Here is a 24541-nt window from a genome sequence, read left to right as displayed (position 1 = left end):
GGCCGATGTGAGCATCAGCTCTTGTCGGCCAGCACCTTACCGCTGGCGCCATCGACGCGGATGGTCTTGGTGGCGGTGCCATTCAGAACCTCGACCTCATAGGTCAGGCGGTCATTGTCGTGGCCGACATCGACCTCGATGGCCTTGCCGCCGCCCTTGGCTTCGGCGATGCCGATGGCCTGCGCCAGGCTGGTGGACGACGTGGTCAGTTCCGCCGCCTCCACACCGGCCCCCAGCTTCTGCGCCCAGGTGGCCAGCGTCTGCTTGTCGGCCGAGGCGATCTTGCCGTTGGAGGCATCGACGTCCCAGCGGGTCACGGTCTCGCCGGACACGATGTCGATCTGATACAGGCCGACATTGTCCTTGGTGTCGAAATCGACATCGACCGCCTTGCCCTTGCCCTGCTTTTCAGCCTGGGCGATGGCCTGGGTCAGCGAGACGCTGGCCTGACGGAACGCGGCGATCTCGCCATCGGAATTGGCGGCCATGGCCGGGGTGGTGAGGACCAGGGCCAGAGCGGCGGTGCCGAGTAGCATTTTCATGGTAGGCTTCCTCCAAGTTAGTCGGATGCCATTGAAACACGCCCAGGCTGCCGCCGGTTCCAGGCTTACCCCTTCTGGGCCAGCCGCCCTTACCCGATCAGACTTTGGCGAAGGCCGCCGCGGCGCGGGCATTCTCCGTGATGCCGGCCCAGTCGCCCGCGGATATCAGGGCGTTGGTGGCGATCCAGGACCCGCCCACACCGACCACATTCTTCAGCGCCAGATATGAGGCCACCTTGTCGCGCCCGATGCCGCCGGTGGGGCAGAATCGGGCATGGGCCAGGGGGGCGGCCAGGGCGGCGATGGTGGCGGCACCGCCATATTGCTCCGCCGGGAACAGCTTCAGCACCTCGAACCCGTCATCCAGACGCTCCAGCACCTCGCTGGGCGTGGCCACGCCGGGAATGACCGGCACGCCGCAGGCCTTCAGCGGCGCCACCAGCGCGCGGGTGGTGGCGGGCGTGACGATGAAGTCCGACCCGGCCGACATGGCCGCATCCAGGTCGGCGGGCTTCAGGATGGTGCCCGCACCCACGATCAAGCCCGGTACGGCGCGCTTCATGGCAGTGATGGCATCCAGGGCCGCCGGCGTGCGCAGCGTCACCTCCACCACCGACAATCCGCCGGCACTCAGCGCCTCTGCCAGCGGGGCCGCATCCTCGACCCTTTCCAGGGTCAGGACGGGGATGACGGGCGAGCGTTTCAGCAGCAGGGTGAAGGCCTGGATGTTCACTTGTCAAAGCTCCAATCAACAGGAAAACGGCCCCGCCATGTCCGGAGGGGCCGTTGTGAGTTTGAAACAGGAGGTCAAGCAAATACCGGAGGCAGGGGCACAATGCCACCGGTTTCCACACCGTCCGGCGCTGCGCCAGGGTGGGAAGGACTTAGGGTGTCCTGGTCGCCATCATTGGCTTCAGTACTTGTAACGTGCGCCCAGGAAGAACTGGCGGCCGGTATGCTCGTAACTTTCCAGGTTCTTGCGGTCGCTGGTGCCAACCCAGCGCTCGTCGAACTGGTCGGTTAGGTTGATGGCCTCGAACGATACCGTGATCTGATCTGTCACCTCGTAGCTGGCCGAGAAGTCCAGGTTGAAGGTGGAGGATTTCCCGCGGATTTCGTTGCCATTACCCGGTGCGATCTGTGTCAGATATTCGTCACGGAACGAGCCGGAGACACGGGCCGAGAACTTTTCATCCTCATAGTAAAGCGTGGCATTGAACGACTTGGGCGACAGGCCGACCAGCGGCTCGGTCACGGTGCGGCCAGCTACGATATAGTCGATGTCCGACGTCACGTAGGTAAAGTTCACGATGCCGCCAAAATTGTCGAACGGGGCCGGCAGAAAATTGAACGGCTTCTGCAGACTGATCTCGAAGCCTTTCAGCGGACCGCCCTCGGTATTACCGGCACGGGTCACGGTGAACACCGTATCCATGGTATTGTTATTGGTCAGCAGGCTTTCCGGCAGCCCCGTATCGCGGAACGGAATCGTCTCGGAGATGTTCTGGATATAGGTTTTGATGTCCTTGTAGAACAGGCCAACAGTAAACAGGGTCTCACGCTCCGGATACCATTCGAAGGACAGGTCCACCGTATTGGCCTTGATCGGTTCCAGGAACGGATTGCCGATGCTGAGCGTCTGCGAGGCGTTGGTGATGGAACCGCCCGGCGTCAGCTGCGGCAGGTCGGGGCGGGACATCACCTTGGCGGCGCCAAAGCGCACCAGGACATCGTCCACCGGCTCCAGCGTCAGGTTCAGGGCCGGCAGGGTATTGTCATACTCCCGCTCGACCGTGGCGAGCGTGGTGCCGACAAAGCCGGTGGAAGACAGCTTCGTCTTCACCTGACGCACACCGATATTGCCGCGCAGCGGCATGTCCCCGATCTCGGTGTTGAAATCGGCCTGGATATAGGCACTCAGGCTCTTCTCGCGTGCGGACCGGTTGGCACCACGCTGGTTGGCCATGTCCAGGCGGAAATCACCATACTGGTTCACGCAGTTGCAATAGATGCCAAGGATATCCGCCACCTTGTCGATGCTGGGGACAACCCAGCTGGTCGGGGTGCCACTGGGCATGCCCAGATTGCGGCCGAAGCCCGTCACCAGGTCGGAGATGCTGGCGATGGTCGTGCCGGCGGGCAGCGCCACCGCAGCTTCCGTCAGGTTGGCTGTGCTGAAGGGATCGCGTGTAGTGTAACGGCGCTCTTCCTCGGTGTCGAACTCATAGGTCTTGTGGACCGCACCGGCCTTCAACTGCACCCAATCCTGGGCATCCCATTCGAATTCGCCGCGGAAGGTGCGGAAATCATTATCCGTACGGTTGGGGCGCATGCGGATCAGCGACTGGTCTCCCAGTACTGCCCCGCCCGTGGCCGCGCGGGTGGAGGGGCTGAAGACATAGTTGGCCGGGTTGTTGACATCAAAGCCGTAATTGAATGCCGGCAGGTTCATCTTGGCAAAATCGTAGGAATAGCCGTCGCTGTTGTAACGTTCCAGCGACAGCGTCGTCTGTTCCGGATTGTCCTGGAAGGAGGAGGACCAGCCGGCCGTGCCCTTGAAACGCACGCTTTCGGAGAAATCCTGTTCCAGTCCTACCGAATATTGCAGGAACTCCGTCTCCAGCCGATCACGGCGCTGCTCGGTGCGCACATCCACATCGTTGAAGGTGCCCGCGATCAGGTTGTCGTCATCGTCATACTGGGCGCTGACCACGTCCGTCTGGCCGTTGCCGCCGGCCGCGGCATTACGGCTGAAGGAGATGATTTCCAGATACTGTTCCTGGCGTGTACCCTTCAGGTTGGCATAGAGCAGATCAAGGTCGATGCGCGTGGTCTCGAACGGCTGGAACTGCAGGGCCGTGGTGACGCCCAGGCGCTCCTGGTCGTAATCCAGACGGCCATAACGCGGAATGCGCGGGTGCCAGGCATTGTTCTCAGGCAGGGCGGCATTGGCGGCGGAGTTAAGCGCGCCACCGCCTTCAAAACGGCCGGCGGAATTACCGGCCACCGACGGGTTTTCCCAGCGTCCGGTGGACGAACCCTCTTCCAGACGGTTGGTCTTGGCATAGGCGACCGACGCCAGGATACCGATCTTGCCGTCGGCGAACGTATCGCCGACCAGCAGCGTGCCACGCGGGTCCTTGGATTTCGAAAGGTCATTATAGCCGATCTGGCCACCGGCGGCGAAAACGAACTTGTTATAGTCGAAGGGACGCGCCGTCTGCAGGTCGACCGTGGCGCCCAGCGAGCCTTCTTCCGTCTGCGCGGAGGTGGACTTGCGCACCGTCAAGCTGTTGAACAGTTCGGACGCGAAGATCTGGAAGTCGAAGCCGCGGCCACGGTTGGCGCCGCCCGACCCGTCCTTGCCGCCGGTGGTGGCGAGCGCTTCCAGTCCGTTCAGCCGCACGCGGGTGAAGGTGGAGGAAAGACCACGCACGGTGATGGAACGGCCCTCGCCGCCATCGCGGTCGATGGAGACGCCGGGAATGCGCTGCAGCGATTCGGCCAGGTTAAGGTCCGGGAAGTCGGCAATATCCTCGGCGTTGATGACATCAACGATGTCATTCTCGTTGCGCTTCTTGTTGATGGCGCTGGCCAGCGAGCCACGGAAGCCGGTGACCACGATCTCTTCAAGCGCGGCATCCTGGGCCTGGGCGGCGGCCGGGATGAGGCCGGCCAGCATGACCAGGGCGGACGCGCCGGCCAAACGGCGGCGAATGCAGGGCGTACCCGCGAACTTCTTCATTGCTTCCTTCCCCTTCGGTTTTATCGTTCTGGCCGCACCTTCCCGGCCCACTGCCGGGGGCAGGAGGATCAGGACGGGTCGAACGATTTGGGTCTTATGCCGTTGCCGTTTGCCGGTTGGCGTTGACACCGGTGACAGCGCCATTAATGTCCCGAACTGACACCGGTGGCAATACGTTTTTGCATTCGACTGTCCAAGTTCGTCACAAGATGTGGCACAAATCCCGCACTGGCGGGTTCGCGACGGAAAAGGGAGTGGCGCGATGAGCGCTCGTATCGTGTGTTTCGGGGAATTGCTGATGCGGTTGACGGCACCGGGACGGGAGCTGTTGCTGCAAAGCCCCCGCCTGGACACCAGCTTCGGCGGGGCGGAAGCCAATGTCGCCGTGTCGCTGGCCCGATTCGGCTGGGATGCGGCCGTCGTCTCCACCCTGCCCGACCAGGGCATCGGGGAGGCGTGCCGCGGTGACCTGCGCCGGCACGGCATCAACACGCGCGGCATCCAGATGCGCCATGGCCGCATGGGCCTGTATTTCCTGACCGTCGGCGCCATGCAGCGCCCGTCGGAAATCATCTATGACCGCGCCGGCTCCGCCTTCGCGGTCACCGAGGCATCGGCCTATGACTGGCCGGCGCTGCTGGCGGGGGCGCAATGGCTGCATGTCGGCGGCATCACCCCCGCCGTCAGTGAGCAGGCCGAACATGCCGTGATCGCGGCGGCCCAGGCCGCCAAGGCCGCCGGCGTGAAGGTCTCCTTCGACTGTAACTATCGCGCCAAGCTGTGGGCCGACCGGGGCGGGGACGCGCCGGGCGTGTTCGACAAACTGGCATCCTGCGCCGACCTGATGTTCGGCAACGAGCGCGACATCGCCCTGATCCTGGGCGCCGATTTCCACGCCCTGCCTTTGTCGGAACGGTTCCTGGCGGCGGCGGAACTGGCCTTCAAGACCTGGCCGGGGCTGAACTGGCTGGCCTCGACCATCCGCACCCATCATGACGTCGACCATCAGGAACTGACGGGTCGCGTGGCCGCCCGCGACCACCGTGTCCATTATTCCCGCACCTACAAGCTGAACGGCATCGTCGATCGTATCGGCGGCGGCGACGCCTTTGCCGCCGGCCTGATCCACGGTCTGGACAAGGGCTGGGCCGCCGACGCCGCCATCAACTTCGCCGCCGCCGCCGCCGCCCTGAAGCATTCCGTGCCCGGCGACGCCAATCTGGTCAGCGTGGCCGACGTGATGAGCCTGGTGAATGAGGAAGGGCTGGATGTGAAGCGGTAAGCGCTTGCTGCCGCTTCCTTTTCTTGTCATCCCGGGCTTGTCGCCGGGATGACGAGAAGGGTGGGAGCTACCCCCAAGGAGCCATGCGCGCCGCGCAGTCTTGCCCCGGCGTTGCCCCCGGCTGGCGCAAAACGTCGCGCGCAACTATATTACGTCCATCGAAAACAACGATGGAGAGACATCATGCGGTACTTTTTTCTGCTTCACATGCTGCGGCTCGGTGCTTTTTCCCGATATGCCGTTTCGGTTGAGCAGTCCCCGGCCAACCGCCATTATTAAGGCGGAAAGGCCTGCTTCTTTAAGCAGTTCCCATTTTTCAGTCTGATGACAACTCATCGCTGGCCCCCGTTTCTGGACCGGCATGGTTGTCATGATATGGCCCCGGTGATTAATCTCGCCGGGGCTTTTTCATGTCCACACCTCGCCGGACCTTCAGGAAGGATCACCATCCATGTCCACTCCCGCCGCCGAAGGTTTCTTCATGCCGGCCGAATGGGCCCCGCACACCCGCTGCTGGATGGCCTGGCCGGTGCGGGCGGAGACCTTCCCCAACGGCCTGCCCGCCGCCCGCAAGGCTTATGCGGCGGTGGCCAGGGCCATCGCCCAGTTCGAACCGGTGACCATGCTCTGCCCCGATGGCGAGATCGCGGACGTCTCCATCGCCTGCGGGGCCGGTGTGTCCGTCCTGCCCCTGCCCTGTTCGGACAGCTGGCTGCGCGACAATGCACCCAGCTTTGTGGTCAATGGCAAGGGCGAGGTGGCCGGCGTGCATTGGGGCTTCAACGCCTGGGGCCGGAATTATGAGGATTTCCAGCCAGACACCCAGGTGGGCCGCCTGATCCTGGAAAACCAGGGGCTGAAGCGCTTCGCGGCCCCTTTGGTGATGGAGGGCGGGTCCTTCCATGTCGATGGCGAGGGCACGCTGCTGACGACCGAGGAATGTTTGCTGAACCCCAACCGCAACCCGCATCTGTCACGCGCCCAGATCGAGGCGGAACTGGCGGCGCATCTGGGCGTGCGGCAGTTCATCTGGCTGGCCAAGGGCTATGAGGAGGATGAAACCGATGGCCATATCGATGAGATCGCCTGTTTCGTGAAGCCGGGCGTGGTGCTGACCATGGTGACGGACGACACGTCCGACCCGAACTATGCCGTGTTCCAGGACAATCTCGCCCGCCTGCGCAGCGCGCGTGATGCGAGCGGCCGGGAGTTGGAGGTGGTGACCCTGCGCACCCCCGCCCGCCAGGAACAGAATGGCGTGCGCCTGACCCTGTCCTACACGAATTTCTACATGGCCAATGGCGGCATCGTCATGCCGCAGTTCGAGGACCCGATGGACGGGGAAGCCGTCAGCCTGTTCGGCAAGCTTTTCCCCGACCGCACCATCATCCCCGTGCCCGCGCTCGACATCGTGCGTGGCGGCGGCGGCATCCATTGCATCACCCAGCAGCAGCCGGCGGGGTGAGTGGGGGGCGTTGCGGCCCCCCTACCCCTTCACCGACCCCGATGTGATCCCCTCGACAAAATATTTCTGCGCCAGGAAGAACACGATCAGCGAGGGCAGCAGGGCGATGGTGGACATGGCCAGGACCTGGTTCCAGGCCGTGGCCTCCGTCACGTCGATGGCCATCTTCAGGGCCAGGGCCACGGGATATTTCCCCACCGAGGACAGGTAGATCAGCGGGTAGAGGAAATCGTTCAGGCTCCACATGAACTGGAACAATGCCACGGAGATGATGGCGGGCATGATCACCGGCACCACGACATGCCACAGCACCTGCACCGAATTGCAGCCATCGATCACCGCCGCTTCCTCCATGTCCGGCGGAATGCCGCGCAGGAACTGCACCACCATGAAGACGAAGAACCCGTCGGTGGCGAAGGCGCAGGGCACATAGAGCGGCAGATAGGTATCCAGCCAGCCGAATTCCCGGAACATCAGATATTGCGGGATCAGCAGCACGCTCTTGGGCAGCAGGATGGTGGCCACCATCAGCGCGAACCAGAGCTGCTTGCCCGGCATCTTGAACCGCGCGAAGCCATAGGCGACCAACACCGACGACGCCACGGTCAACACCACCTTGGGAATGATGAAGGCGAAGCTGTTCAGGAGGTAGGTGGCGAAGCTGTATTCCGTGCCCGTGCGCCAGCCCTTCACCACCCCGTCCAGGGTCGGCTCCTGCGGCCACAGCCCGATGGACCCGAAGATCTCGTGATTGGGCTTGAAGCTGGCTGCCACCATCCAGAACAGCGGATAGAGCATGACCAGCCCCACCCCCAGCAGCACGCCATAGCGCAGGCCTGCGCTCAACCGCCCCATCCAGGCGACGTCACGACGGGGCGTGGGCAGGCTGATGCTCACTCTCCCTCCTCCCGCTCATTGCCGTAGAATACCCAATATTTGGCCGACGCGAAGGCGATGATGGTGAACAGCGCGATAATGATGAACAGCACCCAAGAGAGGGCGGCGGCATAGCCGACATTGAAATATTTGAACGCCTCCTCATAGATCATCAGCGGCAGCAGATAGGTGGATTTCAACGGCCCGCCGCCGGTGATGATGTAGGGGCCGTTGAACTCCTGGAACGCCTGCACGATCTGCATGATGAAATTGAAGAAGATCACCGGGGTCAGCAGCGGCAGGGTGATGGTGAAGAAGATGCGGGCCTTGCCGGCCCCGTCGATGGTCGCCGCCTCGTACAGGTCGCCGGGAATGTTCTGCAATCCGGCCAGGAACACCACCATGGCCGATCCGAACTGCCACAGGCGCAGCAGCACGACGGTGAACAGGGCATAGGCCGGCTCCCCCAGCCAGTTCAGCGGCGCCCCGCCGGCCCAGACCAGCACCTGGTTGATCAGCCCGTCGCCCGCGAACACATAGCGCCACAGCACGGCGATGGCCACCGACCCGCCCAGGATGGAGGGCACATAATAGGCGGTGCGGAAGAAGCCGATGCCGCGCAGCCGGAAATTCAGCACAAACGCGATGAACAGCGCGAAGGCCAGCTTCAGCGGCACCGTGATGAACACGTAGAGGAAGGTGACGCCCAGCGAATTGTGGAAGGTCGCGTCACCCGCCATCTGTGTGTAATTGCCCAACCCCAGAAAGTGGGCATGGTCCACCGGGTCCTGCAGCTGATAATCCGAAAAGGACAGCAGGAAGGAGGACAGGAACGGGAACAGGGTGAAGGTCGCCAACCCGATCAGGAAGGGCGCGATATAGAGATAGCCGGACAGGCGGTTGTCATGCATGGGCTGCTCTCCTACGCCGCCGCCACGGCCGCGACACGCCCCGCGGGGCAGCCCACGGCGCGGCCATCGGCATCGAACAGGTGGCATTGCGCCAGCCGCACGCCGACGCGCAGGCCCGTACCAATCCGCAGCGGCACGTCGCCCGACAGTTTCACCACCAGCACCCCGTCCAGCAGGGCCGGCATGCGCAGATGCGCCAGCGTCTCCCCGCCCAGCCGTTCCACCAGATCGATGACCGCATCGAAATCCATCCCCGGCTCGTCGCGGGCGTCGGCATCCTCCCCCACCCGGAAATGTTCGGGCCGGATGCCGACGGTGACCTTGGCCCCCCGCCTCACATCGGCTTGATGGCGGGGCAGGCGCAGGCTGGCGCCGTTCAGGCGGACACTGACGCTTTCCGCCTCCGCCCCCTCCACGATGCCACCCATGAAATTCATCTGCGGAGAGCCGATGAAGCCGGCAACGAACAGGTTGGCGGGATTGCGGTACAGCTCGATCGGTGCGCCGATCTGTTCAATGCGGCCGGCATTCAGCACCACGATGCGGGTGGCCAGCGTCATGGCCTCCACCTGATCATGGGTCACATAGATCATGGTGGCGCCCAGCTTGGTATGCAGGCGCGCGATCTCCACCCGCATCTGGCCGCGCAGCGCCGCATCAAGGTTGGACAGGGGCTCGTCGAACAGGAACACTTCCGGCTCTCGCACGATGCAGCGGCCGATGGCCACCCGCTGGCGCTGTCCGCCGGACAGCGCACGCGGCTTGCGGTCCAGCAGGTTGGTCAGTTGCAGGATCTCTGCCGCCTTGGCGACCTTGGCCTTGATCTCCGGTTTCGGCACACCGGCAATCTTCAGGCCGAATCCCATATTCTCCGCCACGCTCATATGCGGGTACAGCGCATAGGACTGGAAGACCATGGCAATGCCGCGCCTGGACGGGTGGGTCAGGGTGACGTCGCGGTCGCCGATCATGATCGACCCACCCGTGGGCAGTTCCAGGCCCGACACCAGGCGCAGCAGCGTGGACTTGCCGCAGCCGGACGGGCCGACGAACACGGTCAACTCCCCCGGCTGGATATCCAGGTCCACACCCTTGATCACATCGACGGCGCCGAAGCTCTTCGTCACGCCGCTGAGTTGCACCCGACCTTTGGCCAACCCCCATCCCCCTGCTTTTATCGTTGGTCGCCTCTTCGGCAATCGATGGTCTTGGACGCCACCTGTTCTCTTGATTTTATCCGGTAACCGGTGTCAATTGCAATGAGCCAGACGTGTCGCGCGCCGGGGTCTCCTGACGCGCGTCCGCTGCCCCTGAATGCCAAGGATGACGCCAAGATGAGTTGTGCGCAACCTCCCGCCCTGTCCCCGGACGAACTGCCCCCGGCCCATATTGTCGACCCGGCCGACGATGTCGCCGTGGCCGTGAAGGCGTTGGACCAGGGCACACGGATCGAACTGGCGGGACAGGTCGTCACCCTGCTGTCCGACATTCCGCGCGGCCACAAGTTCGCCCTGCATGCCATCCAGGCGGGCGAGCCCGTGCGCAAATATGGCTGGCCCATTGGCGTTGCCACCGCTGGCATTGAAGCTGGCGCCCATGTCCACAGCCATAATCTGGCCACCGGCCTGTCGGGCACGTTGAGCTACCGGTACGAGCCGGCGGATACCGATGCCGCCTGGGCAGCGCAGCCCCGGTCCGAACGGACCTTCATGGGCTATCGCCGCGCCGATGGCCGCGTGGGCACGCGCAACGAGATCTGGATCCTGTGTACCGTCGGCTGTGTCAGCCGCACGGCGGAGCGTATTGCCACCCTGGCGGGCCAGCGTTTCGCCGGCAAGGTGGACGGGGTGCTGGCCCTGCCGCATCCGTTCGGCTGTTCGCAACTGGGCGACGATCTGAACTATACAAAGTCGATCATCGCCGCCCTGGCACAGCATCCCAATGCCGGCGGCGTGCTGCTGCTGGGCCTGGGGTGCGAGAGCAACCAACTGGACAAGCTGTTGCGCGATGCGCCCGGCATCGACCGCTCCCGCCTGCGCGCCTTCACGGCCCAGGCGTCCAGCGACGAGGTGGAGGACGGCATCAATGCCGTGGCCGAACTGGTGGAGATCGCCGCCCAGGACAAGCGCGAGCCCTGCCCTGCGTCGGACCTGGTGATCGGCCTGAAATGCGGCGGGTCGGACGGGTTCAGCGGCCTGACCGCCAATCCCCTGGTGGGCCGCATGGCCGACCGGGTGACGGTGGCCGGCGGCAGCGCCATCCTGACCGAGATTCCGGAGATTTTCGGGGCGGAGGAACTTCTGATGCGCCGGGCTGTTGACGAACAGGTGTTCGACGGCGTCGTCGATGTGGTCAATGGCTTCAAGCAATATTTCCTGGATCACAAGCAGCCGGTCTATGAGAACCCGTCGCCGGGCAATATCGCGGGCGGTATCACGACGCTGGAGGAAAAGTCGCTGGGGGCTGTGCAGAAGGGCGGCCGCGCCCCGCTCTGCGATGTCATCGCCTATGGCAAGCTGCGCCGCAAGAAGGGCCTGACCCTGCTGGAAGCGCCGGGCAATGACGGGGTGTCCAGCACCGCCCTGACGGCGGCGGGGGCGACGGTAATCCTGTTCACCACGGGCCGGGGCACGCCGCTGGGCTTCCCGGCCCCGACCTTGAAGATCGCGTCCAACTCTGTGCTGGCCCGGCAGAAGCCGAACTGGATCGATTTCGACGCCGGCCTGGCGCTGACCCATGCCGGCCTGGACGGGGCTGCGGATGCCCTCTGGTCCCTGATCCTGGACACCGCATCGGGCCAGGAAACACGCGCCGAAAAGAATGGTCAGCGCGAAATTGCCATCTGGAAGAATGGAGTGACCCTCTGATGCCGTCGCTTTCCACCGCCAATCTGGGCCTGCTCAGCGCCGACGTGGCCCGCCCCGCCTATGACCGCGACGCGGCCGGCATCGGCGTCGTCCATTTCGGCCCCGGCGCCTTCTTCCGCGCCCACCAGGCCTTCTTCTTCGATGAGGCTTTGGCCCAGGGCGGCAACTGGGCCATCTGCGCCGCCGCCTTGCGCAGCACCGATGTGCGCGACGCGCTGCGCCCCCAGGATAATCTCTACATCCTGGCGGAGCTGGAGCGGGAGACGCGGTACCGCGTGATCGGGGCGATCAAGGAGACGCTGGCCGGCCCGGCCGACCGCCCCGCCCTGCTGGACCGTCTGGCCAACCCGGATACGGTCATCGTCACCATGACGGTGACGGAGAAGGGCTATTGCCTGAAGGGCGATGGCAGCCTGGATTTCGACCATCCCGACATCGCCCATGACTTGGCCGAACCCCTGAACCCGGTCAGCCTGATCGGTCATCTGGTGGAAGGGCTGCGCCGCCGCCATGCCGCCGGCACCACCCCCTTCACCGTCATCTCCTGCGACAATCTGGTGGATAATGGCCACAAGCTGGGCCGCGCCGTCGCCGATCTGGCGGAAAGGCAGGATGCGGCCCTGGCCGCCTGGATTCGCGCGCATGTCGCCTTCCCCCGCACCATGGTGGACAGCATCACGCCGGCCACCGACGACGCCCTGCGCGCCCGCGTGACGCATGATACCGGCGTGCAGGATGCTTGGCCCATCCAGCGCGAGCGGTTCACGCAATGGGTGATCGAGGACAAGTTCAGCAATATCCGCCCCGACTTCGCGTCCATCGGCGTGACCCTGACCACGGATGTCAGCGCCTATGACCGGGCCAAGCTGCGCCTGCTGAACGGCCCGCATTCCACCCTGGCCTATCTGGGCATCCTGGCCGGTTACGAATCGGTGGCCGACGCCATGGGTGATACCGATCTGGCCGGCTTCGTGCGCCGGTTGATGCTGGACGATATCCGCCCCACGCTGAACCAAGATGCCGGCATCGATTATCCCGCCTATATCGACGCCATCCTGGCCCGCTTCGCCAATCCCGGCATTCGCCATCTTCTGTCGCAGATCGCCTGGGACGGGTCGGCCAAGCTGCCCTTCCGCCTGTTCGGCACCATCGCCGAACGGCTGGCGGCCGGGGCGCCGGTGGACAATCTGGCCCTGCCCGTGGCCGCCTGGATGCATTTCGTGCGCAGGAAGGCCAGCGACGGCACCAAGCTGACCGACCCGCTGGCCGATGCGCTGCTGACCATCGGCCGCACGGCCACAGGCGACGCGCATCGCGACGTCTCCTGCTTCTTCGCCCTGGAACAGGTGTTCCCGCCGGCCCTGACCGGCAACCCCGTCTTCCGCGCGGCCCTGGAACGGGCCTATACGCTGCTGGACGGCGGGGTTCAGGCGGCGTTGAAAGGGATTTGACGGAAAAAAGGCCGGCGGATCACCCCGCCGGCCTTCGTCACATTCGCGACCGAACCGCGCCTCAATCGTCGCGGTGGGTGCGTTCCATGCGTTCGTGGCGTTCCTGGGCCTCCAGGCTCAGGGTGGCAATGGGGCGGGCCTCCAGGCGGCGGACGCCGATCGGCTCACCCGTCTCCTCGCAATAGCCGTACTCGCCCTCATGGATGCGCTGCAGGGCGGCATCGATCTTGGAGATCAGCTTGCGCTCCCGGTCGCGGGTACGCAGCTCCAGGGCCCGATCCGTCTCCAGCGTGGCGCGGTCGGCGATGTCGGGTTCCTGGAGCCCGCCATCCTCGTGCAGGCTGTTCAGCGTCTCGCTGCTTTCGCGCAGCAGCTCCGCGCGCCATTGCAGCAGCTTGTGCCGGAAGAAGGCCCGCATCAGCGGGTTCATATATTCCTCGTCTTCCGACGGGCGGTAATCGGGGGGAAGCAGAGGCAACGATGACGACATCTGACTGGTCCGATCCTGGGCCTGGAAACGGCGCGGAGTATAGGGAGACAGAGCGCGCCCCGCAACAGCCGAGCAACATCGGCGCAAAACTTCTAATGTGCTGAATTGAAACAATTTCCTGGGAAGCTGAAAGCGCTTGGCCTTCAGTCGTATGCAGTCCGTCGGCGGGGCCTCAGCCCTGCGGCGTCAGCTTGGCGATCTCCACCTGCGCGCGCAGGTCGATCTCGTCCAGGATCTCCTGCAAGCGGGGATCATCGATGCTGTCCCGTTGGTTCTGCAGAACCCGGGTCAGCTCATGCAGCTTTTCCAGCGGGATGGAGCCGGTCAACAGGCCCAGCCGCAGCTCGTCCAGCCGGTCCAGGATATCCTCGCCCCGCGCGCGGGCCCGGCGCTTCTTGCCGGAAGTGGGGTCGTCCACCTCTTGCAGCGCGAATAGCGGGTTGATGCCGGCCGCCGATTGTGGACCTGACGACCGGGTAACGCCCTCATCCTCGTCCCCGCCCTGGATATGGCGTGAGAATTCGCCGCCGCCGCTGCGCGTGGCTTTCTTCACCTGGCCGGGACGGGCGGAGGAAGGACCCTCGATCTTCATGGCGCGGATGGCTGCTTTCGCTATTGGGTGGCGGCTCCGACACCAAATATATAGGCCGGCCGCGCGGATTTAACTACAGGTATCACCCACGGCGACCGGTCCGGTAGGGCATTTTTTGCCCCGGCTGGCGGATGCCCGGCGCAAGGCACCCGGCAAAGCTTGACCGGCCGGCCTGGAAGGCGCGCAATGCCTGGACTGGCATGGTTCTGGCATCTGTCCCGCCGACAAAGGGGCAAACAAAGCCCTGGACCGAAGGCAAGCGACAGAATCGGAACGACCGCCATGGCGACGCCCGTGATCTCCACCCAAGTAATCTCGGCCAAGACCCGGATCGGCCAGCTGCTGGCCGCGATCGTGACGGCGCTGACGCTGATGGCGCCCGACATGGCGCATGCGCAGAGCCGAATCAAGGATATCGCTGATGTGGAGGGTGTGCGCGACAACATGCTGATCGGGTACGGCCTGGTGGTCGGCCTGAACGGCACGGGCGACACGATCAACAACTCGCCCTTCACCGAACAGAGCCTGATCGGCATGCTGGAGCGGTTGGGCGTCAATGTCCGCGGCGACACGATCCGCACCAAGAATGTCGCGGCCGTCATGGTCACCGCCACCCTTCCCCCCTTCACCTCGCAAGGGGCGCGCATCGATATCAGCGTCGCCGCCATGGCGGACGCCAAGAACCTTCAGGGCGGGACCCTGCTGGTGACCCCGCTGCTGGGTGCCGATGGCGAGGTCTATGCCGTGGCCCAGGGGGCGGTGGCCATTTCCGGCTTCTCCGCCCAGGGGGCCGGCGCCTCCATCACCCGCGGCGTGCCGACCAGCGGCCGTATCGCCGGCGGCGCCATCGTGGAGCGGGAGATCGATTTCGCCCTCTCCGACCTGCCCTATCTGCGCCTGTCGCTGCGCAACCCGGATTTCACCACCGCCGTGCGCGTGGCCAACGCCATCAACCAGTTCGTGGGTCAGCAGACGGCCAAGGCCGCCGACCCGACCAGCGTGATGATCAATGTCCCGCCCCAGCGCCGCGCCGACCTTGTCGCCTTCCTGGGCGAGGTGGAACAGTTGCGCGTGCAGCCCGACCAGGTGGCCCGCGTCGTCATCGACGAGGCGTCGGGCGTCATCGTCATGGGCGAGAATGTGCGCATTTCCACGGTGGCCATCGCCCAGGGTAACCTGACCATCAAGATCACCGAGACGCCGCAGGTGTCGCAGCCCGCCCCCTTCAGCCAGGGTGGCCAGACCACGGTCGTGCCGCGCACCGACATCCAGGTCGATGATGGTGCGGACAAGAAGCTGGCCGTGATGCCGGCCGGTGTCTCTCTCCAGGAACTGGTGCAGAACCTGAACGCGCTTGGTGTGGGGCCGCGTGATATGATCTCGATCCTGCAATCCATCAAAGCGGCTGGCGCGCTCCAGGCCGAGATCGAGGTGATGTGATGTCCGACGGCATGAAACTCTCCACCCCCGGCTTCGACCCGCAGGCCCTGTCCCAGGCCCAACAGACCAACGCCAAGGCCAAGTCGCCCAGCATGAAGGATGTCGGCAAGGCTGCGCAGGAGTTCGAGGCGGTGTTCCTCTCCCAGATGCTGGGCCAGATGTGGCAGGGCGTGGCGGCGGACGAAACCTTCGGCGGCGGCGAGGCAGAGAACACCTGGCGCGGCATGATGATCGAGGAATATGGCAAGCAGATCGCCAAGTCCGGCGGTGTCGGCCTGGCCGACGAGGTCAAGGCCGCCATGCTGCGCATGCAGGAAGAAGAACAAGGCAAGAAAGGACCGAAATGACCGCAAACACCCGCGCGGACGCGCTGATCGAGGCCATGCAGCGGCTGACGGATCTGTTCCAGTTGGAGAACGATGCCATCCGCCGACGCAACATCCCGGCCCTGAACGCCATCGCCGACAAGAAGCCCCTGCTGGTCCGCACCTATGAGGATTGCGTGCGCTCCGTGAAGGCGGACACCGAAACGCTGCAACGCATGGATGACGCGTCAAAGGCGCGGCTGAAGCAGGCGTCGGACGATTTCATCAATGCCACCCTGGAACATGCCCGCCTGGTACGCGCGGCCACCCAGGTGACCCAATCCACCATCAACACGCTGGTCGGGGCCATCAACAAGGCCCGCGCCGATGATGGCATGTATACGCGACGCGGTGGCACGGTCTCGCCGGCCGCCTATACCCGCAAGGGTGCCCCCTCGATGGCTTACAACAAGTCGTTCTGAGGGACAGTTCAGGTATATAGGATTTTTGTCTTATGTCCGCGGCACCCATCGGGTTCGCCGCAACGCCTCCCCCTTGCCTGCGGCCATCGCCCGGCAAGCCTTGCCCATGGGCCGGCAGCTTCTGCCGCCCGGCAGGGTCCTCCAGGACCTGGACCCTGCTGGAACCTGCCAAATCATGCTGGCACGATAGGTGCATGGTCCCAACCGGATAAGCGCAGGAACCAAAGCCATGGACGTCTCGACCCTCTTCACGGCACCAGCTACAGCGGCCTCCACGGCTGCCCTCTCCTTTGGTGCCATGGGCGGTGCCACCGCACCGGGTGAAGCGGGGGAGGGTCTGGACAGTTTCAACCAGCTGCTGGGCAATTTCCTGGCTCTGACGGGCGGAATGGCGCCGGAGGGTGCCACGGCGACCGACGGGCTGATGCCTGTCGCGACCGACGGTGCTGCAAACCCGTCCCTGCCGCAGGGGACGACAGGTCTGTTCCAGGGGTTGAACCTGACAACGGCAATGGCCGGCACCGGCCTGCAGGGCGGCAAGGCCCTGGAAGGGCGCTGGGCCCAGTCGGGCCTCAACCTCCTGGCCGGCAGCGCGCTGGCAGGGCAGGAACTGAACCAGGAGGTCGTGGCCTTTCTGAACGACCTGTCGACCGCCATCACGGCCGAAGGCGTGCCGATGGAGGGGGAAATCTCCCTGGATCTGGCCGTGAAATCGGTCGGCGAGGACGAGGCGGAGGCTGAGACCCTGCTGTTGGCGGAGGGTGAGGCGCCCGCCCAGCCCCTGCCCATTCTCAATGCCGCGCTGTCGGTTGTGATCACCCCCAGTGTCATTCCGCGCGACACTGTGCAGCAGACGCCCGGCTCGCTGGGTATGACGCTGACCGTGGCGGGTACCGGCCTGCAAGCCCTGCCCAGCGTACCGGCATCGGAGGAGACGACCGCCCCGGCGGCGGCCCCGATCATTCCCCGTCTGGCAACGGCCCCGGTTGCGCCCAAGGCACCGTTCATGGCGGCTGCGCCCACGGCCCCGGTGGCCCCGGGGCCGGTCCCTGTGGCAACGACCGCAGAGGCTGCGGCAACGGTTGAAGCAGCTGAACCGCTGGTGGCCGCGCCCGTGGTGCCGTCCGCCGACACGCCGGCCGCCGCAGCGGTCCCCCCCATTGCCACCGCAACCAATGTTGCCATCCCGGCCGCCAAGCCGGTCGTCGGTCAGCGCGTGGCCGCCATCGCTCTGCCGGCCGAGCTGGCGGCCACGGCCCAGACGGATGAGACGCCGATCCCGGCCGCCATGGTTGCGAAGCTGGCGGAAGCCGCCAAGCCGGCTGAGAACACCGCACCGGTGGTCACACCGGTCGCGCAGTCGGCGGCACGGCCCGCCGCCGCCCCGATTGCCCAACCCCTTCCGGCAACGCCCGTGACAGACACCCCTGCCCCGGCGACCCTCGTCATGACGGCGGAAGTGACGGCACAGACGGAAGCGAAGGCGGCGGCGGAGATGGCGGTGGATGCCGATGAGGCTGTCTCTGCCACCCCAGTCGCGCCGACGCCGGCGGCGGCATCGACGACCAATGCCGCTCCCCAACCGCAAGCCCAGCCTGTCGCGGCGCCAGCGCCCAGACTGGAGGCTGCGAAGGCCAATCCGGTGGAACTGGCGGCATTGCCGGCCGAACCGGTGGCGGACGCCCCGGTCGAAATGCCTGACATGGCAACGGACGAACCGGCAACCCAGACGGCATTCCAGGTGGCAACGGCCGCCCCGACCACCGGTCCTGCCCGTCCGGCTGCCGCCCCTGTACGTCCGGCAGCGGCGTCGCCGGCCCATGTCCAGGCCGCCGCCGGTCAGCCCGCGCCTGAGGCGGAGGCTGACCTGGCCGACGCCCCGGTGCAGGAAGAGGAGGCGACCAACAATCGCATGCTGGCCCCCCGCCATGTGGGTGCGGAGGCCCAGACGGAGATGCAGGACGGGATTGCCGGGCAGGCACAATCTGCCGGGCAGAACCAGACCGGTATCCGTGATACGGCCCCCCCCACCGTCAATGGCGAGCGGGAGGATAACCTGTTGGCCCGCGCCGTCACCGCCGCCGGCAAGGGCAGCGAGAGCAAGACCGCCGGTGACGAGAATGCCGCCAGCAATCCCGATACCGGCACCCCGGCCGATACCGTGGATGGTGTGACCGGCAGCGCCCAAACGGGCGAGCCGGGCAAGGCGCAGGGCACGGATTTCACGCAATCGCTGCGCCAGACCACCGCCCCGCACCGTCCGGGCGCCTATATGCCGCCCACGCAGCAGATGGCCTTCCATGTCCAGCGCGCCGTCCAGGACGGCAATGACCGTCTGTCCATCCGCCTTAATCCCCAGGAACTGGGCCGTATCGACGTACAGTTGGAAATCGGGGCGGAAGGCAAGCTGCGGGCCAAGGTGATGGTGGAGAACCCGCAGACCCTGGAGATGCTCCAGAAGGACTCCAAGCACCTGGAAAAAGCACTTCAGGATGCCGGCCTGCAGACCGACCAGAACAGCCTGTCCTTCTCGCTTCAGGATAGCGGCGACCAGGCCCGCGAACGCCAGGAGCAGCGGGAGCAGCAGGGACATGGCACAGGGATTGCTTCTGATGATGTCGAGCAGGAAGACCCGGCAATTATCGCCCAGGCCCAGATCATGGAACTGGGGCGGGTGGATGTCCGGGTCTGACCCACGACCCTGATGGGGAAGGATTGAGCCATGTCCATTTCCGGCGTCTCCAATTCGACCGGTACCAGCAACTCCTCCACGACGCAGAAATCGGCGCTGGGGGATCTGTCGGACAATTACGAGACTTTCCTGACGCTGCTGACCTCGCAGCTTCAGAATCAGGACCCGTTGCAGCCGACCGACACCGCAGAATTCACCAAGCAGCTGGTGCAATATTCGCAAGTCGAACAGTCGATCAAAACCAACGACAAGCTGGACAACGTCATCAGTGCCATCAATAACGGCCAGCCCAACCAGGCGCTGGGTTATATGGGCAAGACCGTGGAGATCCAGTCGAACGGCATCGCGCTCCAGGATGGCAAGGCCCACCTGACCGTGTCCACCGACACGCCGGCCTCCAGTGCCGTGTTCGAGATCAGCGACGCCAAAACCGGCGAACTGATCCGCACCATCGAACTGTCCAAGTTCGCCGGCACCCAGGATGTCGATTGGGACGGGCTGGACAGCAGCGGTGAGCCGGTGGAGGACGGTACCTACAAGGGTGTGGCTAAAATAACCGGAGCCGACGGCAAGGCCGTGGAGGCCCAGGTGATGAGCTTCGGACGTGTCACAGGCATTGATCTGACGGCCACGGAACCTTACCTGATGCTCGGAACCCTGCCGATCACCATGACCAATGTCCTGTCGATCAAGGATTGATCCTGGCGATTACCGAATTTGATTGCCAGGATTTGCTCCCCGGTTCACCGTTTGTTAAGGGGCGGGCGCTATCGATACCAGGGTGTACTGGATTGAAGGCGACACCCATCATGAAACAGCTCAACCAAGCCGCAACCTCTCGCCTTCGCGCGGAATCGGAAGCCGATACCCAGGGTATCGCCGATGGCAGCGGCCGTCTGACGCTGGACGATCTTCCCCCAGCCGATACCCGTCGCTGGGTCATGCGGCGCAAGGCGGAAGTTGTGGCCGGCGTGCGCGCCGGTCTGTTGTCCGTTGAGGAAGCCTGCGCCCGCTACGGCCTGTCGGCCGAGGAATTCGCATCCTGGCAGGAAATGATCGATCGTCATGGCGTCCAGGCCCTGCGCGTCACCCGCCTGCAGGACTATCGCCGCCGCGAGGAATAGGCCGGAATTACAGGTATTTCAGCGCAGATTGTCCGCGACGCTGTGCAGGCCCTGGGCACGCAGGATTTCCTGACGTTGGCGCAGGCGACGGCGGTCTACCGACTGGCGTGTGCGCTCCCCACCCAGGATGGTGCCGTCCTCCCCCGTCAGGGAGAGCACCAGCTCGTCCAGCAAGGCGCCTTCCCGATCCGGTGCCCGCTGGTCCAGCGGACGGTCGGTATTGATCTCGCGTAGCAGCCGGTCGGCCAGCGCCGCCTGGGTCTGGGGCAAATGGCCCTGCTGGATCATGCCGGCAATGATCTTCAAGGTCGGGTTGGCCACCTGGTCGGCGATGCCCTTGCGGCACAGGACCACGGCGCCCATCTGGCGCAGGGCAGTCCCCAGATTGGGCTGCGGCGCAAACAATTCCTGCACCACTTCGGCGAAGATCATGGTGTCGGAAAGGATTGCATCCACCTGCCGCACCAGCCCGTTCTCCACATTATCCTGGGCCAGCCGGGTCAGCGCGTCCACTTTGGACAACAGCGACCGGCATTCGAACAGCCAGATGCAGATCAGGGCATTCAGCACATAGTCATGATGCTCCAGCCCCACCTTCTGCCCGACGGCGTTGGACAGGACTCCCAGATCCTTGCCCTTGAATTCCGGGAAGCTACCGCGTTCGGCGGCAAAGGCACGCGCCTTCTGCTGGGCCTGGGCGACCAGTGTATCCAGCAACTGCATCCGTTCCTTCACGGACACACCCATGGCCGCCGCCTGGGCGGAGCCGACGCGGTGCAGCCCGGCATTCACCAGTCCCTGCGCATCCTGCAATTTGCGGATATGGCTGAAACTGTGCAGCAGTTCGGTGGTGCAGATATTGGCGCGCTGAAGATAGTCGCGCATCACCTGCCCGATGGTGCGGCGCCCGTCGGCGGTGAACAGATCATCCACCACCTTGCAGACCGCCAGCTCGCCAACCGGGGTGGAAATGACGATAGGCTTTTCCTTGGGCGGATTGGCCGTGGCCTCATAGACCACCATCTCCGACGTGGCGGAACTGGACAGCATGCGGTGGCGCACCACTTTCACGGCCTGGGACTTGCCCAGACGCAACAGCAGCTGCGCCTCGTTGATGGCGTCCTTTTCCTCATCGCACAAGACATGCAGCTGCCAGCGGTCTTCCTTTTTCAGGAAGACTTCGAAAGTCTTCTTCTTGTTCCAGAAGCTGACACCGAAAATCATACCGCTCCAACCCTATCCGATTAGTCTTAGTCTAATGGATAGGGGTGATTTGGCAACTATCCTGTAGGCGTGGAAGGAAAACGGTCATGCATGACCGGACGCGCTTTTCTCTATTTGCAGAGACTGCCCGACGGTCATTCTCATGACCGCCGGCCCGCCGCCCATGCGGCGTGCGCCAAGCCCGCGGATGCGGGCACCCGGCGCCTGAACAGCAAAAACTCAATCGTAGGGATTCGTGCTGCCTTTGCGCAGCAGCAGGCGGATGGGCACGCCGGGCAGGTCCAGATGTTCGCGCATGCCGTTGACCAGATAGCGGGAATAATGGTCCGGCAGGTCCACGGGCTTGCTGACGAACAGGGCGAAGGTCGGCGGCCGGCTCTTCACCTGGGTCATGTAGCGGATCTTCAGGCGGCGGCCATCGACCAGGGGCGGCGGATGGCTCTCCGTCATGCTCGCCAGCCAGCGGTTCAGCGCCGATGTCGGGATGCGGCGGTTCCAGACGCCATAGGTGGTGACCACCGCGTCGAGCAGATCGACCAGCCTCTGGTTCTTCAGGGCGGAAATGGCGACGGTGGGAATGCCCTTGACCTGCGGCAAGGAGGTCTGCAACCGGTCGGCCATGCGGCGGAGCGCGGCATTCTTGTCCTGGACCGCATCCCACTTGTTCAGCGCGATGACCAGGGCGCGGCCCTCCTCCACCACCAGCCGGGCGATGGTCAGGTCCTGCTTGTCCAGGATACCGTCGGCATCCAGCACCAGCACCACGACATGCGCCATGCGGATGACGCGCAGCGTGTCCTGGTTCGCCATCTTCTCCAGCTTGGCCTCCACCCGCGCCCGCTTGCGCAGGCCGGCGGTATCGACCAGACGGATGGGACGGCCCTTCCATTCCCATTCCACGGCGATGGCGTCGCGCGTCATCCCCGCCTCCGGGCCGGTCAGCACGCGTTCTTCGCGCACCAGGGCGTTCAGCAGGGTGGACTTGCCCACGTTTGGCCGGCCGACAATGGCCAGCTGCAGCGCCTTGGGCTCTTCCTCCTCGACGAACTCCTCGCCGTCGGCCGCAACCTCACGCACGCTGGCCTCGGCGGCTTCCTCGTCGAACGCCTCCTCCTCCTCGGGCTCGTCGTCCTTGGGCATGAAAGGTTCAAGCGCCTCCACCAGGTCGGCCATGCCCTCGCCATGCTCGGCCGACAAGGGGACCGGCTCGCCCAGGCCCAGTTCGAACGCCTCGATCAGGCCGGGGCGGCTGGCCGCCCCCTCACACTTGTTGGCGACCAGGATGGTGGGCTTGCCGGCCTTGCGCAGCCATGTCGCGAAATGCTTGTCCATGGCCGTGACGCCGGCGCGGGCATCGATCAGGAACAGGGCCACGTCGGCCCGTTCCACCGCCCGCTCCGTCTGGCGGCGCATCCGCGACTCCAGACTGTCGTCGAACACATCCTCCAGGCCGGCCGTATCGACCACGGTGAATTCCAGCCCGCCGACGCGCCCGTCGGCGGCGCGCCAGTCGCGCGTCACGCCGGGCTGGTCGTCAACCAGGGCGATCTTCTTGCCGACCAGCCGGTTGAACAGGGTGGACTTGCCGACATTCGGCCGCCCGATAATGGCGACCGTCAGTCGGTGCGTGGCCTTGATCACTTAAAACTCCGTATTACCGATAGGCGACCAGGTCGCCATCTTCCGTCAAAAGGTAAAGCGTTTCGCCGGCCACGACAGGGGCCTGCAGGGTGGGGCCGGACAGGTCGGTGGTCTTCAGCACCTTGCCGTCGGCAACCGACATTTCCACCAGTTCGCCCTGGTTGTTGGTCAGGAGCAGGCGGCCACCGGCCACCAGCGGGCCCGTCCACAGGACCGGGTCCTCCTTGTCCTCCTCATCCTCCCACTGCTGAAGCTGGGAGATCCAGCGGACGCGGCCGTCCTTTTTGGTCAGCGCCACGACCTGGCCGTCATTGGTGGTGACGAAAATCCAGTCGCCGATGACGGCCGGCGTGGTGATACCGCCGATATCCTGCTCCCAAACGCGCTGGCCGGAGCGGATATCCACCGCCGCCATGCGGCCGGAATGGCTGATGGCATAGGCGATGCCGTCGGCAATGACCGGCAGGCCGCGAATGTCGGCCAGGCCCGTCAGGTTCTCGCCACGACGCACCGACGCCAGGCTGTCCTGCCAGGATTGCCTTCCATTCTCCACGCGCAGCGCGAACAGCTCGCCCGACGAATAGGGAACGATGGCCGTGTCGCCTTCCACGGCGGGGGCGGAACCGCCCAGCAGGGCCGCAGGCTCCAGGAAGCCCGTGTGATACCATTGCAGCGCGCCGTTTTCCGCCGACAGGGTGATCATCTGGTTATCGACCGTGGAAACGAAGACGCGGCCGTCCAACACGGTGGGGGCGGAGCGAATCGGGCCGGCGATGCGGCGGCGCCAGATGACGCTGCCATTGTCGTAATCCAGCGCCACGGCTTCGCCGAAGCCATTGGTGGTGTAGATGCGGTTGTCATGCACAGCCACACCGCCGCCGAACGCCTCGCCATCCTGCTTCTCGCGCAGGATGTTCTGCGTCCAGATGCGCTTGCCGGACTGGGCGTCGAAGGCATGCAGGTCATACTCGGTATCCAGCACGAACAGCCGGCCACCGGAGATGACGGGGCCGGCCAGCAGGCGCACGCTGCTGTCGGAACCGGAGATCGACGTGCTCCAGACCTTGCGCAGGCTGCTGCCCAGCGCGACATGGCCCGGATAATGGGCCGGGTTGCTGCCGGCCTGGGACCAGTTGGGGTTGACGACCGCTTCGGGCAGTGTCACCTCGGACGCCGTCACCTGCGGGTCCACTTCCAGCTGCTGCTGAAGCTGAAGGACGGAGATGCGGTTGCCGCCCAGCTTGGGGCCATCATCCTCGCTGTCGAACCAGTCGGTGATGCCGCAGCCCGACAGCAGCAGGCAGGCCAGCAGCGGCGCTGCGATCTGCGCAGCCATGCGGTAACGGGTCCGGGAGGGGGTGGTGCCGGGGCGGCGGATTGCAGCGGCGGCGAAACGGGTGGTGTCGACCATC

22 protein-coding genes are annotated in these 24541 nt (G+C 64.9%); 10 read left to right on the top strand and 12 right to left on the bottom strand.

All coding sequences use genetic code 11. The features are described 5' to 3' along the window. Nucleotides 1–14: 14 nt before the first annotated feature. The 3 genes from AC1Q7F_RS13645 to AC1Q7F_RS13635 form a co-directional block, all read right to left on the bottom strand. The gene (locus tag AC1Q7F_RS13645) at nucleotides 15–542 is read right to left on the bottom strand and encodes a PepSY domain-containing protein (RefSeq protein WP_492507661.1); all 528 of its coding nucleotides are present in this window, start codon (nucleotides 540–542) and stop codon (nucleotides 15–17) included. Between the two features lie 97 nt (nucleotides 543–639). Beyond that, the gene (gene eda / locus AC1Q7F_RS13640) at nucleotides 640–1275 is read right to left on the bottom strand and encodes a bifunctional 4-hydroxy-2-oxoglutarate aldolase/2-dehydro-3-deoxy-phosphogluconate aldolase (RefSeq protein WP_492507659.1); all 636 of its coding nucleotides are present in this window, start codon (nucleotides 1273–1275) and stop codon (nucleotides 640–642) included. A 180-nt stretch (nucleotides 1276–1455) separates the two neighbouring features. Next, on the bottom strand, nucleotides 1456–4287 hold the full coding sequence (locus AC1Q7F_RS13635) for a TonB-dependent receptor (RefSeq protein ID WP_492507657.1): 2832 nt from the start codon (nucleotides 4285–4287) through the stop codon (nucleotides 1456–1458). Between the two features lie 262 nt (nucleotides 4288–4549). Here AC1Q7F_RS13635 and AC1Q7F_RS13630 point away from each other — a divergent pair, with 262 nt between their 5' ends. Beyond that, entirely contained in the window at nucleotides 4550–5569 is a 1020-nt protein-coding gene (locus tag AC1Q7F_RS13630; protein WP_492507655.1) for a PfkB family carbohydrate kinase, read from the top strand. Between the two features lie 144 nt (nucleotides 5570–5713). Here the strand turns inward: AC1Q7F_RS13630 and AC1Q7F_RS13625 are convergent, their stop codons facing one another. Further along, nucleotides 5714–5941, bottom strand: coding sequence for a hypothetical protein (locus AC1Q7F_RS13625; protein WP_492507653.1), 228 nt, complete (start codon nucleotides 5939–5941; stop codon nucleotides 5714–5716). A gap of 79 nt (nucleotides 5942–6020) precedes the next feature. Here AC1Q7F_RS13625 and AC1Q7F_RS13620 point away from each other — a divergent pair, with 79 nt between their 5' ends. Beyond that, nucleotides 6021–7034 (top strand): agmatine deiminase family protein, encoded by a 1014-nt coding sequence (locus AC1Q7F_RS13620; RefSeq protein WP_492507651.1) that lies wholly within the window; start codon nucleotides 6021–6023, stop codon nucleotides 7032–7034. A gap of 21 nt (nucleotides 7035–7055) precedes the next feature. On the opposite strand, the gene AC1Q7F_RS13615 is transcribed toward AC1Q7F_RS13620, so the two are convergent. The 3 genes from AC1Q7F_RS13615 to AC1Q7F_RS13605 are packed head-to-tail and all read right to left on the bottom strand — an operon-like array spanning nucleotide 7056 to nucleotide 9978. Then, entirely contained in the window at nucleotides 7056–7931 is an 876-nt protein-coding gene (locus AC1Q7F_RS13615) for a carbohydrate ABC transporter permease (protein ID WP_492507649.1), read from the bottom strand. After that, a complete protein-coding gene (locus AC1Q7F_RS13610; protein WP_492507647.1) occupies nucleotides 7928–8821 on the bottom strand; it encodes a carbohydrate ABC transporter permease in 894 nt (297 codons plus the stop codon). The genes AC1Q7F_RS13615 and AC1Q7F_RS13610 overlap by 4 nt, the downstream gene beginning before the upstream one ends. Before the next feature lie 11 nt (nucleotides 8822–8832). Beyond that, nucleotides 8833–9978, bottom strand: a complete 1146-nt coding sequence (locus AC1Q7F_RS13605; protein WP_492507645.1) for an ABC transporter ATP-binding protein — start codon at nucleotides 9976–9978, stop codon at nucleotides 8833–8835. A gap of 177 nt (nucleotides 9979–10155) precedes the next feature. Here AC1Q7F_RS13605 and AC1Q7F_RS13600 point away from each other — a divergent pair, with 177 nt between their 5' ends. Then, nucleotides 10156–11688, top strand: a complete 1533-nt coding sequence (locus AC1Q7F_RS13600; protein WP_492507643.1) for a UxaA family hydrolase — start codon at nucleotides 10156–10158, stop codon at nucleotides 11686–11688. Beyond that, complete coding sequence (locus tag AC1Q7F_RS13595; protein WP_492507642.1) at nucleotides 11688–13139, top strand: mannitol dehydrogenase family protein; 1452 nt, start codon at nucleotides 11688–11690, stop codon at nucleotides 13137–13139. The genes AC1Q7F_RS13600 and AC1Q7F_RS13595 overlap by 1 nt, the downstream gene beginning before the upstream one ends. A 61-nt stretch (nucleotides 13140–13200) precedes the next feature. Here the strand turns inward: AC1Q7F_RS13595 and dksA are convergent, their stop codons facing one another. Both dksA and AC1Q7F_RS13585 read right to left on the bottom strand, forming a co-directional pair. Then, the gene (gene dksA, locus AC1Q7F_RS13590) at nucleotides 13201–13629 is read right to left on the bottom strand and encodes an RNA polymerase-binding protein DksA (protein ID WP_492507640.1); all 429 of its coding nucleotides are present in this window, start codon (nucleotides 13627–13629) and stop codon (nucleotides 13201–13203) included. A gap of 172 nt (nucleotides 13630–13801) precedes the next feature. Then, nucleotides 13802–14221 carry a flagellar assembly protein FliX gene (locus AC1Q7F_RS13585; RefSeq protein ID WP_492507638.1) on the bottom strand — a complete coding sequence of 140 codons (420 nt, stop codon included), beginning with the start codon at nucleotides 14219–14221 and terminating at the stop codon, nucleotides 13802–13804. A 282-nt stretch (nucleotides 14222–14503) separates the two neighbouring features. Here AC1Q7F_RS13585 and AC1Q7F_RS13580 point away from each other — a divergent pair, with 282 nt between their 5' ends. The 6 genes from AC1Q7F_RS13580 to sciP all read left to right on the top strand — a co-directional run bounded on the left by AC1Q7F_RS13580 (nucleotide 14504) and on the right by sciP (nucleotide 20264). After that, nucleotides 14504–15661, top strand: coding sequence for a flagellar basal body P-ring protein FlgI (locus AC1Q7F_RS13580; RefSeq protein ID WP_492507636.1), 1158 nt, complete (start codon nucleotides 14504–14506; stop codon nucleotides 15659–15661). Then, nucleotides 15661–16008: a rod-binding protein gene (locus tag AC1Q7F_RS13575; RefSeq protein WP_492507634.1), complete on the top strand. Its 348-nt coding sequence runs from the start codon at nucleotides 15661–15663 to the stop codon at nucleotides 16006–16008. The genes AC1Q7F_RS13580 and AC1Q7F_RS13575 overlap by 1 nt, the downstream gene beginning before the upstream one ends. Further along, entirely contained in the window at nucleotides 16005–16448 is a 444-nt protein-coding gene (locus AC1Q7F_RS13570) for a hypothetical protein (RefSeq protein ID WP_492507632.1), read from the top strand. Before AC1Q7F_RS13575 ends, AC1Q7F_RS13570 begins: the two co-directional genes overlap by 4 nt. 229 nt (nucleotides 16449–16677) lie before the next feature. Then, nucleotides 16678–19140, top strand: coding sequence for a flagellar hook-length control protein FliK (locus AC1Q7F_RS13565; RefSeq protein ID WP_492507630.1), 2463 nt, complete (start codon nucleotides 16678–16680; stop codon nucleotides 19138–19140). 30 nt (nucleotides 19141–19170) lie between these two features. After that, nucleotides 19171–19839, top strand: a complete 669-nt coding sequence (locus tag AC1Q7F_RS13560) for a flagellar hook assembly protein FlgD (protein ID WP_492507628.1) — start codon at nucleotides 19171–19173, stop codon at nucleotides 19837–19839. A gap of 110 nt (nucleotides 19840–19949) precedes the next feature. Beyond that, on the top strand, nucleotides 19950–20264 hold the full coding sequence (gene sciP, locus AC1Q7F_RS13555; RefSeq protein ID WP_492507626.1) for a CtrA inhibitor SciP: 315 nt from the start codon (nucleotides 19950–19952) through the stop codon (nucleotides 20262–20264). 18 nt (nucleotides 20265–20282) lie between these two features. Here the strand turns inward: sciP and AC1Q7F_RS13550 are convergent, their stop codons facing one another. The 3 genes from AC1Q7F_RS13550 to AC1Q7F_RS13540 form a co-directional block, all read right to left on the bottom strand. Beyond that, nucleotides 20283–21488, bottom strand: a complete 1206-nt coding sequence (locus tag AC1Q7F_RS13550; protein ID WP_492507624.1) for a hypothetical protein — start codon at nucleotides 21486–21488, stop codon at nucleotides 20283–20285. 219 nt (nucleotides 21489–21707) lie between these two features. Then, on the bottom strand, nucleotides 21708–23129 hold the full coding sequence (gene der, locus AC1Q7F_RS13545; protein WP_492507623.1) for a ribosome biogenesis GTPase Der: 1422 nt from the start codon (nucleotides 23127–23129) through the stop codon (nucleotides 21708–21710). Nucleotides 23130–23142: 13 nt separating this feature from the next. After that, on the bottom strand, nucleotides 23143–24540 hold the full coding sequence (locus tag AC1Q7F_RS13540) for a PQQ-like beta-propeller repeat protein (protein WP_492507621.1): 1398 nt from the start codon (nucleotides 24538–24540) through the stop codon (nucleotides 23143–23145). Nucleotide 24541 lies beyond the last annotated feature (1 nt).

It is taken from the genome of Niveispirillum sp. GW835-FHT14G11 (genome assembly GCF_058793615.1).
The sequence above is the reverse complement of the archived record's forward strand: the minus strand, read 5'-3'. Positions and strand labels throughout refer to the sequence as shown.